We start from the raw sequence: 17,338 nt of genomic DNA, 5'->3' as shown, positions 1-17,338 counted from the left end.
AATAAATTTTAGATATTCAAACGACTTCATTGTTATATTTTTAGTGAAGTATTTTACATCCAAAATGAAATAATTATATTTTTAACCCCGTCCCTAATTTAGAACGGGGTTATGTTTGGTTTGCTATAAAGCCGCACCTTTCCCGTGTTCTTCCTTAAATCGAAGCTCAAAAGTATCCGCTGTAATTTCATCAGCTTTTGGAAAAGCCCGTAATTTCGGATGAAGTAGCCATACGAGGGAAATGAATAAAATCCCAATGCTAGCAAGCGCGAAAATAAGTTGGCTACTATATACATTCGCAGTGTATCCGCCAATTAAAGAGCCGAGCGGCATAGCAATTGTGCCCATGCTCCGTGTGACTGAATTGATGCGCCCAAGATATTGGTTTGGAATTACAATTTGACCAATTGTCGCAAATAATATGTTGGTCGCACCAATTGGTATCCAAGCTAAGCCGAATAAAAAAATGGATAACCATTGAAATGGTACAATCGTAGAGAGAAACCAAAAGAAAGCGCCAGTTGCGAAGCTAATAATGGAGACACGGCCAACATTATGTTTACCAACCCATGAACTGAATAGTGCTCCAATTAAACAACCGGCTGATATAGCGGCTAAAAAGAACCCATATAATCTCACACCACCTAAAGAATCAGCGAAAGAAGGGAGTATGGCCATCGTCATACCGATTGAAAAATTAGCGACAACGGAACCGATTAAGAAGACGCCCATTAAGGAACGAAAGACGATTGAAAACCCTTCTTTTAAATCAGTGAAATATTGCTTAGTTGAAAGTACTGTGTTTGCTTCGGTTTGTTTTGGCATTTTCAATGAAAAGAACAAAAGGGCAGTAATCGCGAATGTAAAGGAGTCGATTACATATAAAGTAATGGCGCCAAATAGTGCTACTAATATTCCAGAAAGAGTCGTACAAATTAAATCAATGCCTTGATATGCAAATGAGAAGAGTGAATTTCCTTTTAATAATTGTGTTTTATGCAGTAGAAGTGGTAAAGCTTTTGATTGTGCGGGATAGGCGAATTGTTCAATAAAGGCTACGACTGGCATGATGATGAGTAGTAGGTGGACTGTTAGTAGGTCGAAGTAGTGTGTAATAGGAATGATTAAAATAAGAATGCATTGCAAAACTTGTGTGATGACGAGGGTGTTTTTAATGGACCATCTATCAACGAATGGACCAGTAAGAAATTGTAGTGCAGAAGGTAATAACGTAAGGGAACCAGCCAATCCAGAATAAAAAGGATTACCACTTAATTTGTATACGAGCCACATTGCGGCTACATAATACAAACTATCTCCTATGTTGGTGAAAATTCTTCCTAAAAATAATAAGAGGAAATTCCGGTTTTTTAATATGTCCACTTTATCTACTCCTTTATAATAAATTTATTCGGTAAAATAAATTTGACCGTTTATGTAAAAAAAATCGTATTACGATTTTCCTTCTTTTTTAATAAATTGCTGCATTGTTCTCTCAGTGATTTGAAGTGCAGTAGTAGAAATATAATAAGGTTTACTATTCGGATCTTTATCTGCACCTTTTGTGAGTTCGTTTAATTCAGCCATTAATTCATAAAACTTTTTCACCCACACTTGAAATTGTTCTGGCGTAGCATCAAATTCCCAGCAGGATGAAACGTAATTCCACTTAGCTGGATCTTCACTTGCATTTTGTAATGTAAAAGCTTCTTCTGGTGCAGCGAGAATTTGGCTTTTCGTTCTTTCTATCATTTGTAAAAAGATTTGGCGACCTGATTCGCTTAATATTTCTAAATGAGGTAATAGATCTGCGGCAGGGGTGAAGCCTTTAGCGACAGATTGATAAAACTTTTGAACAATCCCATTCTTTTCTTCTGTATAAACGATCTCTATAAGACTATTCTTTTCTAATTCTTTTAAATGATAATGAATTTTCGCCCTTGAAATGCCGAATTTCTCAGATAGTAATTGTCCAGTATAAGGACGTTCGCATAGACGTATCATCATTTCGGCACGTAATGGATCGCTTAATGCTTTTAGTTGGCTATAAGTAGTTAGTGTTAATACGGGCTTCAACATGATCAACTCCTTGAATTAAATTACTCGGTCAATATTATTTGACTGAATTGTATCAAGGATTCTATTTATTTTCAATACTTTCAGAAAATTTATTTTTTTACTCTGTAATCTTCTGTTCATATTCCGTTCATATTTCTTTTTTATGATTAGTGCATAGAAAGAAAGAGGAAGGAGCGAGCATAATGTTTTTAGCTCTGCGTGAATTGAAACAATCAAAATTAAGATACGGATTAATCGGACTCATTATGGTGTTACTATCATTTTTAGTCCTTGTTATTTCAGGATTAGCAAATGGATTATCATATGATAATGCTTCATCGATTCAAAATATGGAGGCGAATAAGTTCGTTTTAGCAGATGATGCGGAAAATAAATTACTTCGTTCACAAATTAAGAAAGACGATGTAGATAACGTAGTAAATCAAGTGGGCGAGAAAGAGGCAGTTCCATTTCGGGTGAAAGTTTCAACGTATGAAAAGAAAGATAGTTCGAAAAAGGTTGATATCGCTATTTTCTCAAGTGAACGCGATACATTTTTAGAACCGAACATTGTAAAAGGTGAGAAGTTAGGTACAGCAAACAACGAAATGGTTGCTGATGAATCAATTAAAGAAAAAGGAATCGATATTGGGGATACAATTATCGATCCTGTTTCAAAGAAAGAATTTAAAATCGTCGGATTTACGAAAGATCAAATGTTTAGCCATACACCAGTCGTTTATGTAAATGAAGACGTATGGGGCGCTATTTCACAACCAAACCAAAAAGATTATAGTGCAATCGCACTTAACACAGATAAAGAAATTAAAAATGCTCACGTTATCGATAAAAAAGAAGTACTGCAAAGTATTCCAGGATTTAAAGAAGAGCAAGGAACTTTAACGATGATCATTGCGTTCTTACTTGTGATCGCTGCGTTATTAATCGGTGTATTCTTCTATGTTATTACACTACAAAAAACACAGCAATTAGGTGTATTGAAAGCAATTGGTACGAAGAACTCGTATTTAGCAAATAGTTTAGTCGTACAGGCGTTATTCTTATCAGTCGTTGCGATGGTAATTAGTATCGTTCTTGTACAAGGATTAGAACAAATTTTACCAGCGGGTATGCCGTTCTTATTAACAACACCGATGATTGCACAATACGCAGCAATCTTTATCGTAATTAGTATTTTAGGAACACTTATTTCGTTATACCAAGTATTAAAAGTTGATGCATTAGAAGCAATTGGAGGCGGGATGTAATGACTTCATTATTAAAATTAGACAAAGTAAGTAAAGTGTATGGAGAAGGAAATACGGAAGTAACAGCCCTTCATCCGATGTCGCTTGATGTGAAAGCTGGAGAATTTATCGGAATCGTTGGCCCTTCTGGATCAGGGAAAAGTACGTTATTATCGATCGCGGGTGCTTTATTATCACCGTCAAAAGGAGATATTTACATTCGTGAGCAAAATATTACACAGTTATCGGAAAAGGAAATGACAGACATTCGTTTGAAAAAAATCGGTTTCATCTTCCAGTTTGCAAACCTTGTTCCATATTTAAATGTGAAAGAACAATTGCTTTATATTGCAAAGCTAAAAAAGGAAAGTAAACAAGAATCCGAAAAGCGTGCAGATCATTTATTAGCGGCATTTGGATTAGGAGAAAGAAAAAATCATTATCCAAATCAACTATCTGGTGGGGAAAAACAAAGGGTAGCAATCGCTCGTGCGTTCATGAACAATCCGGATTTAATATTAGCGGATGAGCCAACGGCGAGCTTAGACTCAAAACGTGCACGTGAAGTCGTAGAAATGATGAAACGTGAAGTGAAAGAGAGCCAAAAAGCAGCAATTATGATTACACATGATGAAAGAATGCTTGATGTATGTGATCGTATATTGACGCTGAGAGATGGACAGTTAATATAAAAAAAGGAAAACCGTACATGTATGTGCGGTTTTCCTTTTTTTAATGGATTTATTTAGAGAATAACGTTTTAATTTTATTACGAGTAAGTAATAAAATCCCGCCTAATACAGATAGCATTCCTAGAGCCATATTGTTTGATTGCTCGCTACCAGCGTTAGGAAGTTCTTTAGCGTTATTGTTTTTAGTACCATTATCTGCTTGCGTTTGTTTAGACTGTGATACTTCATTAATCTTGTTATCAACATTTTGCTTCGTTGTATGTAACTCAGCTAATTTGTCGTCAATTTTTTTCTCAGTATGCTTAAAGTCGTTGATTTTAATATCTAAGTCTTGTTTTTTCTTTGTTAAATCGTCTGAAACAGTTTGTTTCGATTGTTTAATTTCGTTAATTTTATTTAGTAAATCTTCTCTAGCCTTTTGTAATTCAGCTAGTTTGTTTTTTACATCTTGTTTAGCTAGTTCTAAGTTAGCGGAAAGACTGTCTAAATTGCCTTTAATTTTCTTAAGTTCCTCTAACGTGTTACCAGTATTCGGCTTGTTTTCTTTTAGTTCAGCGAGTTTGTCTTCAGCAGTTTGTTTCGCTTTCTTTAACTCAGCTAATTTTTCATCTACTTGTTTTTTAACTTCCTTAAGTTCATTAACCTTTTGATCAATGTTCTCTTTATGTTGCTTCATTTCATTCACTTTTTCATCGACAGTTTGTTTATGTTCTTTAATCTCATTCACTTTGTTATCGATATTTTGTTTATGCTCTTTTACTTCAGCAACTTTATCTTCTACTTGTTTTTTATGCTCTTTAATTTCAGCGATTTTATCTTCGGCGATTTGTTTGTCTTGCTGAAGTTTTGCATCTAGTTCTTGTTTATGCTGTTTAACTTCGTTAATCTTTTCATCAGCAACTTGTTTACGTTCATGTAGTTCATTCACCTTAGTATCAACATTTTCCTTAACTTTGTTAAGTTCATTTAATGTTTGATCCACGTTTTCTTTATGCTGCTGTAATTTCGCATCTAACTCTTGTTTATGTTGCTTAATTTCAGCTAATCGATCTCCCGTACTTTGCTGAGGAGTAGCATCATTTACTTCTGCATGAGCAGAGTTTGCGCCAGCAATCATTGCTAAAGCTAGTGTAGACGCAGCGATTGTTTGTTTTGTTTTCATATTTTTGTACCTCTTTTCTTTCATATGCATGAGCTGTTTTGTGTAAAATTGAGCATATAGAAGTAGATTCTTCCATCATTATATACCATCTGCGCCGTCTAGAGGAAGTATTTGCATAATAATCTATGATTATGTAATTTTTATAATCTCTTATTTCGGATAGGGGAGTACTCTTTAGCGATATGAATAATTTTTAATATAGTAGAGTTTACATCCTTACTATTACGAATAACAAACAAATAATCAGCTTCATTTTCTACAGGATCTACTACGTCTTCATGTAGTGATTCAGCTTGTTGGCGATGGAGTACTTCTTTGAAACTGGAATAGTTCCCCCTAAAAATATTTGTACTTCGTTTACTAAGGCCCACTCTTTCATAAAGTACATCATCTGGGATGTCAAAGTGAACTAATATGCGTACATATTCATTCTGTGGAAATAATTCGTTTAGTAAATAGAATCTTCCGTTTTTACTGCGATTGGAATTACAAATAATAAGGTGTAAATTTGAATGTTCTTTCGCATAATCAACAATGAATTTTGAAAGACCGTGCTTAAATGTATTAGGGCCTTTAGCCGGCTGTAATTTTTCGTAATGCGTGTTAATAAATTCAGCTTGATTATCTTGATCCATAACGAAAGAGTGGGGTAACTCTTTTTCTAATGCTCTTGCAAATGTAGTTTTTCCACTGTGTGTTTTTCCAACTGTAATGATGACTAATCTTTTCATGACGCCCTCCATTTGTGTTGTTATGAACTGGAATATTCGGTGTAGATCGAAATCTTCCTGCTAGAGATTACACAAATTATTGGAGCGTTAGTAGGCTGAAAACTTGACAAAAAAACTTATTCATGCTATAATTTACCGATATAAAAATAAGGTGTATAATAGGGTTCTCCTGGCCAGGGGAACCCTATTTTTGTTGTGAAAATGAAGGAGAGTGTATGTGCGTGAAACAAGGTGAAGCAAGTGTAACGTCGTTAGTATCGGCTTTCAGCAGAGTATATCATAGTGACTTTGATAATTCTAAAATCTTTGATGATTATGTAGCTAAAGATTTCATTTCACAAAAAGAACGTAACGATATTGAAACGAACATGGTTAAAGGGATACACTTTTTCAATAAAGATATCGCAGAGCAGTTTCAAGACAATCCAAAAGAAATATTAAAATGGATTACACAAGTTCAGTTATCACCAACACCTTTAGCACGTGCGGCATATTGTGAAAGAGTATTCTTACATGAAATTACATTAGGAGCAAAACAATACGTCATACTCGGTGCAGGCTTAGATACGTTCAGTCTTAGACACCGAGAATTAGAAAATAAAATAGAAATATTTGAAGTGGATCATCCTTCTACGCAAGCGTCTAAGAAGGAAAGAATAAAAGAAGCAGAACTTGAAGTTCCAAATAACCTTCATTTTGTTTCAATGGATTTTACGAAAGAATTTTTCTATGAACAGTTACGCAATGAAGGATTTGAAAATAAAAAGACTTTCTTTAGTCTTTTAGGTGTTTCGTATTATTTAACAAAAGAAGAGTTTTCTAGTTTAATAGAATGTTTATTCGCTATGGTTCCAGAAGGGAGTTCTATCGTTTTCGATTATCCCGATGAAAACTTATTTACGGAAAAGGGACTGTCCAATCGAGTTGAAAATATGGTGAAAATGGCTGAGGTAGGCGGAGAACCGATGAAATCATGTTATTCTTATGCCGAAATGGAAGCACTGTTAGAGAAGGTGGGCTTACTTATTTATGAGCATTTATCACCAGAGGACATAAATACATTATATTTTGAAGGAAGAAATGATTATTTGAAAGCTTTTGAGACGGTGCATTATGTACATGCGGTGAAAAGGTAAGAAATTAGTAGGCATGGAGAGGAATCTCTGTGTCTTTTTTTATAAAAAAGGAAATGAGCTGTAGTGGTGGAAAATATAATTATAAATATATAATATATATAAATTAATGTTTTGTAGAAACTAAAGGAAAGGGGAAATAGAAGATGTTGAAATTACGAGGAAAATACAATGAAGCGAAAGTGTATACTACGAATGTAGAAGAAACGGCAGCAGGTCAAATTATTGATCTTTGTAACCAAGAATTCGTAAAGGATAGCAAGATTCGTATTATGCCAGATACACATGCGGGCGCAGGTTGTACGATTGGGACAACAATGACAATTCAAGATAAGATTGTTCCTAATTTAGTCGGGGTTAACTAATTGGCTCAGACTTTAAACTACTCACTCAATTGACTGGGAACCCTAACGATAAAAGGCGAGGGCAATCAGCAGCCAGTGGTTATGGTGACATAATCGAATGGTTCAGAGACTTGTACCATGTTAGCAGACTAAGGTACAGAATTATTCCTCATCTATTTTGAATTGAAGAGGAATAATTAATACGGTGAGCCTACAGTAGAGACTGCATATCTCGATGACTGTAGAGAAGGTATAGTCCACTCTTTCAGGAAACTGAGAGGTAAGTACGATATTGGTTGTGGCATGGAAGTTGTTATGATTAATAAGAAAAAAGAGGAAATCAACTTCGATCACTTAGACGAAACGATACGTAAATTTGTCCCAAGTGGTTTTCGTATTCGAGATAAGGAACATAGATTTTCAAAAATGATTGATTTTGATAGTGTAAGAGCCCCGTTTACATTGCAACGTGCTCAAAAAAGTATTGGTACACTTGGCGGGGGCAATCATTTTGTCGAACTGAATGAGGATGATAAAGGAAATGTATACATTGTCATTCATAGTGGTTCGCGTAATTTAGGGAAACAAGTAGCAGAGTATTATCAAAACTTTGCTTACGAGCAACTTATAAACGTTAAATCTATTAAAGAAGAACTGATTGAGCGTTTAACGAAAGAAGGTAGACAACAAGAAATACATGAAGCTTTACGTGAAATTAAGAAACCGGTGATTCGCAAAGAATTAGCTTATTTAGAAGGACAAGGATTTAAAGATTACATGAATGATATGAAAATTGCACAAAAATATGCGGAGTTAAATCGTAAGGCAATGATTGATGAAATCGTCACTAAAATGGATTGGAAAGTAACCGATCAATTCACTACAATTCATAACTACATCGATATGGAAAATATGATTCTACGAAAAGGTGCTATTTCAGCTCAGAAAAATGAACGAGTAATCATTCCAATCAATATGAGAGATGGTTCAATCATTGCATTTGGTAAAGGAAATCCAGATTGGAACTTTTCTGGCCCTCATGGAGCAGGGCGTATTATGAGTCGCAAGAAGGCGAAAGAAGTACTTAACTTAGAGGATTTTCAAAATACAATGACAGAGGTTTGGACTACATCTGTTGCAGAAAGTACTTTAGATGAAGCACCAATGGTATATAAGCCAATGGATGAAATTATTAAGAATACAAAAGAAACAATTGATATTAAACATATTATTAAGCCGATTTATAATTTTAAAGCGAACTAGAAGGGGAGTAACGTTTATTAAATGAAGAGAACTTGAAAAGAGAGCGTATTTTGTGGCGGTTATATAACAAAGATTAAAAAGACAACATATCAAACGAAGAGATTCATCATATTCATTTACATTTATGTAATGTTAAAGACTAGAAAGCTAGATTGGCGCGAATTACTAATTGTGGAGTGTGAAAAAAAGACAAAATCTCTTAAAAAACACTTAATTTTTTATTCCATTAATCTTTACAATCGCCCCCTATAATGTGAATTTGACAAGCACCTAAGAGAAAGCAGAACATGTCAGTTTGTACATTCTATTATTAGGGGGAGAATTTGTATGAAAAAGACAGTTGCTTTGTTAGCAGTTATGACTGCATTATTACCGACGTTTTCAGCACATGCGGAAGGGAAAGAGCAAGTCCGAAAATCAGCTACAACTTTTAACGTTATTAGTGATATTCAAGGGGATTTAGGGGATTTTGATCATGTGCTAAAAGATATGAACAAAGTGACTCCACTTTCTAGAGCGCTTATTATGAATGGAGATATAACTCCAACTGGACAACAGTCACAATATGATGATGTAAAGCGTGTGTTAAATAAAAATAAGCATCCAGAAAATGTATGGTCTACTGTTGGGAATCATGAGTTTTATGCTGGTAAATGGACAGCAGATGGGAAACTCTCTCAAAGTACATGGCCAAATGGTGTAAATGAGGAAACTTTATTTAACCGCTATCTGAAATTTAGTGGACAAGAAAAGGTATATCATAAAAAAGAATTAGATGGCTATCCACTTTTATTTTTAGGAACTGAAAAATATATGAAATACCACGATTCAAAAATGTGGGACGAAGTATATATGAGTGATGAGCAATTAGGTTGGTTAAAACAAAATTTAGAAGAGTATAGTCAAAAAGATAAAAATAAGCCAATCTTTATTTTCTCTCATCACGTTTTACCTGATACAGTATCTGGATCAAGACAATCACCATATTTACAAGATTATTTAAACGTGGATAAATTGTACGATATATTAAAAGACTATCCGCAAGTTGTTTTCTTCACGAGTCATACACATTGGGATTTAAACTTATCTGACTGGGCTGGTAAAAAGAAAATTACAGGCGGAGATGAAAAAGGTTTTACTGTTGTAAATACGGGCGGGATTGAAACAGGCTGGATGTCAGCAGGACCAAATGGAGGAGAGAAAACTGCTCCAGATGGCTATTCATTTAAACAAGGGTTACAAGTGAAAGCATATGGTAACGATGTAATTGTGACAGCTTACGATTACAAACGTGATAAGGATATAAAGAAGTTATTAATTAGTGATTCAAAAATTGCGCAGATGGCACCAAATGTAACGGCAGATGATCGTAAAAATATAATTGTCGGTGCAAATGAATATATGGAGTATTCTATAGAAGGAACGAATGAGTGGCATACGTATAGTCAAGCAAATCCTCCGAAATTTGATAGAGATAAAACTGTATACGTACGTCATAAAGGTGAAATGAATTTAGAGCCGGGATTAACGCAGTTACTTCGTTTTTCGGTAAATAAGTGATTGGAGGGAGTCTGCATTTGAATGTGTGGGCTCTTTTTTTGTTGATGAGAAAGGGGTTGCCTGTCTGTCGTTTTTTGTCGATAGATCGATATATTAAGAAAATCGTTGATATACTGCAAGTTACGATCGATATATTTGAAAAATCGTTGATATATTGTAAGTAATGAACGATATATTAAAAAAATCGTTGATGTAAATTTCATGTACCGTAATTAAGTTAAAATCATTAATACGGTTTTACTTATCAAAATGAAATTCTAATACATTTTTAACCCATAAAGATGACTTCACCATTTTTACATGTAATAATAGTAACGTTACATATATTGCGAAAGAAGTACAAAAGGAGCGTTACAATGAATTTAGCTAAATTCCCGAGAAAAAAATATACAGAATCCTATACACCAATTGAAAAGTTAAACAATTTTTCTGAAGCACTTGGTGGCCCGACTATTTATTTTAAACGAGATGATTTACTTGGTTTAACAGCCGGTGGCAATAAGACGAGAAAGTTAGAATTTCTAGTTGCAGATGCACAGGAAAAGGGTGCAGATACGTTAATTACAGCTGGTGGTATTCAGTCAAATCATTGCCGCCTGACACTTGCTGCTGCGGTAAAAGAAAAAATGAAATGTATTCTTGTATTAGAGGAAGGGCTTGAGCCAGAAGAGAAGAGAGCCTTTAACGGAAACTATTTCTTATATCACTTATTAGGTGCTGAAAACGTCATTGTTGTACCGAACGGAGCAGACCTGATGGAAGAGATGCATAAAGTAGCACAAGAAGTAAGTGAAAAAGGTAGTACACCATATGTAATTCCAGTTGGTGGATCAAACCCTACGGGCGCAATGGGATACGTTGCTTGTGCCCAAGAAATTATGGCGCAATCATTTGAGCAAGGAATTGATTTCAGTTCAGTTGTTTGCGTAAGCGGTAGCGCTGGTATGCATGCGGGTTTAATTACTGGTTTTTCTGGAACGCAAAGTCATATTCCTGTAATCGGGATTAACGTAAGTAGAGGAAAAGCTGAGCAAGAAGAGAAAGTAGCAAAACTTGTAGATGAAACTTCAGCACACGTTGGTATTCCAAACTTTATCCCGCGCGACGCTGTTACGTGCTTTGATGAATATGTAGGACCAGGCTATGCGTTACCAACGCCGGAAATGGTAGAGGCAGTTCAGTTACTTGCGAAAACAGAAGGTATTTTACTTGATCCAGTGTATACAGGTAAGGCAGTAGCGGGATTAATCGACTTAATTAGAAAAGGTAAATTTAATAAGGAAGACAATATTTTATTCGTACATTCAGGTGGTTCACCAGCTTTATATGCGAATACGTCTCTATTTGCGTAAGTGTAAAAAGCATTGGGTAACCAATGCTTTTTTTGTTATATACTGGAATTGTCGGGAGGTAGGAGGATTATATGAACTCAAATTTAAAAGGGATCATATATACGGTACTCGGCATTTCTATTCTATTAATCTTATTTGTAGCTTATAGGGTGTATTCTTATTTTACATTTTAAAAGCGTAATGGAAGTGAACCATTATATACACTAAAGGCGGAGAGCGCTATGCAAATGAGAAATTTGTATTTAGTCTTCAGCGTGATTTTTTGAAAATAAAAAGGTGGAAATGTCTCGTTCAGCTGATTATCAGTTTGTTTTTCAGTTTAAAAATCCGAAAATAGAAGCGAAAGCTGTTTTATATCAAATGTGGATTAGTCCTAATAAGGATAAAGTAGAAATAATGGAGGGGGATAATCAGTACGCTCAATTAGCAGAGAAAGACGCAGCTGCTTTTATGAAGATTGTTACTGGTGAGAAGTTAGCTGAATAAAAGTATATGGTAGATTTTGCTCTCTAATTCCCCGCTTATTTTTCGCTTTGAGGGATAATTAGTGAGAAATATCGAATGAGAAGTAATCGTGAAATAGTAAAGAATATATTCACTGCTAAAAGAAGAGTTGTTTAAAAAACTCTCCGCATCGTTATGTAATGTTAATAAGAAGAAGTAGAAGGTAGAAGTAAATCTAAATAAAACCCAAAAGGGATAAATAGGAAAATGTAGAATCTTTATATATAAGATGTTCTGAATTTTTAGATATAAGGTAGAGTGGAGGAAGAAAGATGATTCAATTTCCTATGGAAGATGCTGAACAATTTTTTAGATCCTATAGTATTGGTAGGTTTACAGTTAGTGAAGATGAAGGAAAATTAATTTTTAGTACAAACTTAAATGGTCATTCTAATTTATGGGCGATGGATTTACCCAATTTATCCCCTTATCCCTTAACATATTGTAATCAATCAAGCAATTTTATTAAAATGGATTCTTTAAATCGATTTATTTTAGCTGGATTTGATAAAGATGGGGATGAAAATTATCATATTTATGCATTAAAACCAGAGGGTGGTGGATTGCTTGAATTGATTCCAGCAGGAGAGACAGAAAAGGATTACTTTGTGCATTTAACAGAGGATGGGGAACGATTATACTATGTCACAAGTAAAGATAACCCAATGTTCTTAAACTCTCGTTGTTATAATATACGCACAAAAGAAGATACGCTGTTGTTAACTGGTGTGGAGACACCTACATATGTAGAGGCAGTAAGTCCGAATGAATCAAGTTACATTGTTTTAAAGTCATATAGTAATACATATAATGTAGGATATGTAAAAAAAGGAGAAGAACTTATTTGTTTAGTACCTTCCATTGAGAAAGAACATACTGTAGGCTCCATTTCTTATATTGATGAAAATACAGTGATTTTCGTTACAAATTATGAAGAAGAGTTTTCCTATGTAGCTTCTTTTGATTTAAATAAACAGGAATTCAAACCAATCTGTAAAATAGAGAAGGAAGATATTTCCGATATAAAATGGCATGCTGAAACAAAAAATGGCTACATTGTTTCGTCGAAAGGTGTTACAGATAGGTTATATAAATTTGTATGGGATAAAAAAGAGTTAATTCTATTGAATTCTCCGGTAGATACGATAAGTCAAATTGAAATTACAAAATCGGAAAATTTATATTTACTAGGTGAAAGTGCGAAGAAAACAGCAAACATCTATTACAAGAAGAATAGAGATACAGAATGGGCAGCATTAACAAAAAACTATGTTATTGGTCTATCTGAATCTTCTTTTGTTGAACCGGATGTTATAACATATGCCTCTTTTGATGGGTTAAACATAGAAGCATTATTATTCCGGGCGAAAGGAGAAGTACAAAACGGATATACAATATTTTGGCCTCATGGTGGTCCACAAAGTGCTGAGACGAAAGATTTCAGAGCATTATTTCAATATTTATTAAGGCAGGGATATAATATTTTTGCGCCAAACTTTAGAGGTAGTACAAGATATGGTTCAACGTTTACAAAAATGATTGAAGGTGATTGGGGAGAAGCACCGCGTTTAGATTGTGTAGCAGGGATCGAATGGTTATTTGAACAGGGGATATCAACTCCTGATAAATTATTTGTTATGGGCGGTAGTTATGGAGGATATATGACCTTATTGCTTCACGGGCGTCATTCAGAGTATTTCCGTGCAGCCATTGACATTTTTGGACCTAGCAATTTATTTAGTTTTATCGAATCTATGCCTGAAAATTGGAAACCGCTCGCAGTTAATTTAATAGGTGATATTAATAATGATAAAGATAAGCTTATACAAGATTCACCAATTACTTACTTAAATCAAATGAATAAACCACTCCTTATCATCCAAGGGGCAAATGATCCACGAGTTGTAAAGGAAGAATCGGATCAAATTTTTCAAGCGTTGCAAAAACAAGGAGTAGATGTAGAATACCTAGTATTAGACGATGAAGGGCATGGATTTTCAAAAAAAGAAAATGAAATATATGTATATCGTCGCATAACAGAATTTTTAGCAAAGCATAAGTAAAAGAAATGGCATTTTACGGGTTATGATCATATCGCTATCAGGCTAAAAATGCAGAGAAATGACAATGAAATTATTGAATAAACAAGAATGAAACAACTTAATTGTTACGTAACAAAAACGCTATTCTTTCCCTAGAATCATAGGAAGAGATGGCGTTTTTGTTATGAACTTATCGATTTTTTATGAACTGGAATTGTTGTCTAAAGAGTTGCAACAGATTTTTTTATAAATTGAAAGACAAGGAGACGAACTTGGATGGAGTATTGGAAGCACACAATAAATATATTGAGGAGTACATGTTTGAAAACATTAAATCAATGGAAAATGAAATATTTTGTTGGAATGTCTGAGCTGCGGACCAATTCTATCACTTTAATTAACTAAAAGAAGAACTTCCCCATCCCGATTAGACTACTGATCATTCCTATTCCACTCATGGTGCCTTTTCCTGCTGTAAGTAAGTTTCCAAGCATTCCTGGCTGACCGTTACCTCCGTTATTTCCCCATCCCATTGGGGCCCACGGACTACCCCATCCTGGAGGGTTTCCAAAAACACCCGAGTTATTGGTATTGAAATGAAAAGGCTTAGTTGGCGGCGATAGTAAAGCGGCAAGATGCCCTTGTGCGAACATCCCTGTATGATTGAATGGTTGCGCCCAGGGGAAGGAAGGTTTTTGAAAATTAAAACCTTCATGACCTGGTAGTGGAGTCCAATTATCGGGATGTCCTTGGGGCATCATCCCTGCATAATTGATTGGCTGCCCCCAAGAGAAGGGAGGGGGTTGGGGACTGAACCCCGTATAATTGGCTGGTGAATCCCAACTAACTGGATAGACTTGGTAACTCCAATTCTCAGGAAGCTTCAAATCATTCATTACCTCAGATTTAGTTATTTCGGGCTGTGAATATAATGAAATTTGGTTAGTATATTGTTCCCCGTTTCCCTTTGAATTCAAATACCAATATTGGTGCATACGCTTATTCTCCTCACTTTAAAAATGTAATGTTAGACTTAGCCTATGTAATATTCCTTTTTATGGATGGTTACATAACTAGATCTACAAGCCTGTATTTAAAGGAATGGGTGTGTGGACTTGTTGATTTAAAGTTTCACTTTATTTTAGAAGGGTATTTTCAGTTGCTTCTTTTATATATTTCAGCCTAATTTAAATTTCGTTAACAAACATTTTTATAAAGGTTTAATCAACAAAAAGATTTTAAAATGTTATGTTGGGCAAGTGGAATTGCTAAAAAGAGAATATCCATTCGAAGAGTTTGGCAAAATACTGCAAGGGTAATGTTTTCTTGTGCAAATATGTAAACGATTTAAACGAATCAATGAAATTTATAATGAAGGGGCAATTAAATATATGAGTGAAACATTACATAAAAGAAAACCACCATATTTAATGCTTGTAATTCTTTTTATTGGGGCATTTGTTTCATTTCTAAATAACTCGCTTTTAAATGTAGCCTTGCCATCAATAATGAAAGATTTAGACATTCAAGATTATTCAACGATCCAGTGGCTTTCTACAGGGTATATGCTTGTAAGTGGTATATTAATTCCGGCATCAGCATTTTTAATAACGCGTTTCTCGAATAGAAGCCTATTTATTACCTCTATGGTGATTTTTATTCTTGGTACTGCCTTAGCGGCTGTAGCGCCGAATTTTGGTTTATTACTTACTGGTCGGATGGTTCAAGCGGCAGGCTCTTCAGTTATGGGGCCTTTGTTAATGAATATTATGCTAGTAAGCTTTCCGAGAGAAAAAAGGGGAACAGCAATGGGGATTTTTGGACTAGTTATGATTACAGCTCCAGCAATTGGACCGACACTATCAGGTTATATTGTAGAGTATTATGACTGGCGTTTGCTTTTTGAAATGATTTTACCGTTAGCAATCATTAGCTTACTGTTAGGGATTTGGAAATCTGAGAATGTCATGAAACAAAACAAAAATGCAAAACTTGATTATCTCTCATTACTATTATCTTCTGTCGGTTTTGGCGGTTTGTTATATGGATTCAGTTCTGCAAGCTCCGATGGTTGGACAAATAAAGTTGTCTTAACAACCTTAATCATAGGTGCTATTGCCCTAATTGCTTTCATTATTCGTCAATTAAAAATGGATGAGCCGTTATTGGATTTACGTGTTTACAAGTACCCAATGTTTGCACTTGCGTCTGTAATTGCAATTGTTAACGCGGTGGCCATGTTTTCGGGTATGATTTTAACACCAGCTTATGTACAAAACGTCCGTGGTATTTCGCCGCTGAGCTCTGGGCTGATGATGCTTCCAGGTGCGGTTATAATGGGGATTATGTCACCAATTACAGGTAAACTATTTGATAAATATGGTCCTCGGATTCTTGGCATAGTGGGGCTTTCCATTACAGCTGTTTCAACTTATATGCTAGCAAACCTGCAACTCGACTCTAGTCACACACATATTATTCTTATTTACACACTGCGGATGTTTGGGATGGCGATGGTGATGATGCCACTTATGACAAATGGTCTTAATCAATTACCAACTCGTTTAAATCCGCACGGTACAGCTGTTAATAATACAGCTCAACAAGTGTCCGGTTCGATTGGTACTGCTATCCTTGTTACGATTATGAACTCTGTAACAAAAACAAAAGCTGAAAGTTTAATGTCTGATATAGATCCAACAACCTTTACAGAAACTACGAAGGCAATAGTAACTCAGAAGGCTTTATTATCTGGAATTCAATATTCATTTTATGTAGCGCTTGGCATGAATGTTGTTGCACTACTATTAGTTTTTTTCGTTAAACGTGTAGATACAAGTGCGGAGGCTGTCGAGAAGTTAAATCGGTAGAGAAGAATAAAACGCTAGATAAAGATTCCTACAAGTTTTTTTGCTGCTAAGGCGCCGGTATTTAAAGCTAGAAAAAACTAAAAGAAGCAGGGAAATAATTATATAGTAAAAGAGGACCTGATGTTCATATCAGGTCCTCTTTCATTAATAACAAGGTATACTTGCTTATCGTATTGGTTTAACTAAACTACTGATTTTTCGAATACTACAATCTTAAGCTCGTCAACTTCTCTATTTTTGGGTGTTTTAGAAGAAAATGAATCAAAATAATCTTTTTTATAAACAAATACAAGAGATGAGATCCGTTTGCAATTTCTCATAAACATTACAAGTTTAGATTATCTTTTAACACCAACATTAAAAGGCTCCAATTATATTTA

The 17,338-nt window shown here is 34.9% G+C and carries 14 protein-coding genes and 1 pseudogene; 10 read left to right on the top strand and 5 right to left on the bottom strand.

Annotation, left to right across the window (positions count from 1 at the left end):
- Positions 1-123: 123 nt before the first annotated feature.
- Positions 124-1,383, bottom strand: a complete 1,260-nt coding sequence (locus tag OXT04_RS08185) for an MFS transporter (protein WP_267414131.1) — start codon at positions 1,381-1,383, stop codon at positions 124-126.
- A gap of 69 nt (positions 1,384-1,452) precedes the next feature.
- Positions 1,453-2,076: an ArsR/SmtB family transcription factor gene (locus OXT04_RS08180; RefSeq protein WP_267414168.1), complete on the bottom strand. Its 624-nt coding sequence runs from the start codon at positions 2,074-2,076 to the stop codon at positions 1,453-1,455.
- 185 nt (positions 2,077-2,261) lie between these two features.
- Between OXT04_RS08180 and OXT04_RS08175 the strand changes: the two genes are divergently transcribed.
- On the top strand, positions 2,262-3,326 hold the full coding sequence (locus OXT04_RS08175; protein ID WP_071731913.1) for an ABC transporter permease: 1,065 nt from the start codon (positions 2,262-2,264) through the stop codon (positions 3,324-3,326).
- Complete coding sequence (locus OXT04_RS08170) at positions 3,326-3,997, top strand: ABC transporter ATP-binding protein (protein ID WP_000202612.1); 672 nt, start codon at positions 3,326-3,328, stop codon at positions 3,995-3,997. The genes OXT04_RS08175 and OXT04_RS08170 overlap by 1 nt, the downstream gene beginning before the upstream one ends.
- A 49-nt stretch (positions 3,998-4,046) precedes the next feature.
- Here OXT04_RS08170 and OXT04_RS08165 read toward each other — a convergent pair whose 3' ends face one another.
- Positions 4,047-5,159: an LPXTG cell wall anchor domain-containing protein gene (locus OXT04_RS08165; RefSeq protein ID WP_075717665.1), complete on the bottom strand. Its 1,113-nt coding sequence runs from the start codon at positions 5,157-5,159 to the stop codon at positions 4,047-4,049.
- 140 nt (positions 5,160-5,299) lie between these two features.
- The gene (locus OXT04_RS08160; protein ID WP_097945808.1) at positions 5,300-5,890 is read right to left on the bottom strand and encodes an AAA family ATPase; all 591 of its coding nucleotides are present in this window, start codon (positions 5,888-5,890) and stop codon (positions 5,300-5,302) included.
- A gap of 215 nt (positions 5,891-6,105) precedes the next feature.
- On the opposite strand from OXT04_RS08160, the gene OXT04_RS08155 reads away from it, so the two are divergent.
- The 7 genes and pseudogenes from OXT04_RS08155 to OXT04_RS08125 all read left to right on the top strand — a co-directional run bounded on the left by OXT04_RS08155 (position 6,106) and on the right by OXT04_RS08125 (position 14,109).
- Positions 6,106-7,026, top strand: coding sequence for a class I SAM-dependent methyltransferase (locus OXT04_RS08155; protein ID WP_097945805.1), 921 nt, complete (start codon positions 6,106-6,108; stop codon positions 7,024-7,026).
- Between the two features lie 143 nt (positions 7,027-7,169).
- The gene (locus OXT04_RS08150; RefSeq protein WP_000916247.1) at positions 7,170-7,388 is read left to right on the top strand and encodes an RtcB family protein; all 219 of its coding nucleotides are present in this window, start codon (positions 7,170-7,172) and stop codon (positions 7,386-7,388) included.
- Between the two features lie 282 nt (positions 7,389-7,670).
- On the top strand, positions 7,671-8,630 hold the full coding sequence (locus tag OXT04_RS08145) for an RtcB family protein (RefSeq protein ID WP_098251137.1): 960 nt from the start codon (positions 7,671-7,673) through the stop codon (positions 8,628-8,630).
- A 327-nt stretch (positions 8,631-8,957) separates the two neighbouring features.
- Positions 8,958-10,190, top strand: a complete 1,233-nt coding sequence (locus OXT04_RS08140) for a DUF4073 domain-containing protein (RefSeq protein ID WP_098251136.1) — start codon at positions 8,958-8,960, stop codon at positions 10,188-10,190.
- Between the two features lie 356 nt (positions 10,191-10,546).
- Positions 10,547-11,542 (top strand): D-cysteate sulfo-lyase, encoded by a 996-nt coding sequence (gene cuyA / locus OXT04_RS08135; RefSeq protein ID WP_097945797.1) that lies wholly within the window; start codon positions 10,547-10,549, stop codon positions 11,540-11,542.
- A 261-nt stretch (positions 11,543-11,803) separates the two neighbouring features.
- Positions 11,804-12,028: pseudogene (locus OXT04_RS08130) on the top strand (hypothetical protein); the annotation flags it as partial.
- Positions 12,029-12,318: 290 nt separating this feature from the next.
- Positions 12,319-14,109, top strand: a complete 1,791-nt coding sequence (locus OXT04_RS08125) for a S9 family peptidase (RefSeq protein WP_097822309.1) — start codon at positions 12,319-12,321, stop codon at positions 14,107-14,109.
- Positions 14,110-14,489: 380 nt separating this feature from the next.
- Here the strand turns inward: OXT04_RS08125 and OXT04_RS08120 are convergent, their stop codons facing one another.
- On the bottom strand, positions 14,490-15,083 hold the full coding sequence (locus tag OXT04_RS08120; protein WP_098235078.1) for a hypothetical protein: 594 nt from the start codon (positions 15,081-15,083) through the stop codon (positions 14,490-14,492).
- 396 nt (positions 15,084-15,479) lie between these two features.
- On the opposite strand from OXT04_RS08120, the gene OXT04_RS08115 reads away from it, so the two are divergent.
- Positions 15,480-16,958 (top strand): DHA2 family efflux MFS transporter permease subunit, encoded by a 1,479-nt coding sequence (locus tag OXT04_RS08115; protein WP_016098696.1) that lies wholly within the window; start codon positions 15,480-15,482, stop codon positions 16,956-16,958.
- Positions 16,959-17,338: the final 380 nt, after the last annotated feature.

Origin of the sequence: Bacillus sp. GC_Bacil_1 (assembly GCF_026540675.1) — a bacterium.
GTDB lineage: Bacteria > Bacillota > Bacilli > Bacillales > Bacillaceae_G > Bacillus_A > Bacillus_A cereus.
Note: the sequence above shows the minus strand (reverse complement) of the source record. Positions and strands in the feature narration are given on the sequence as shown.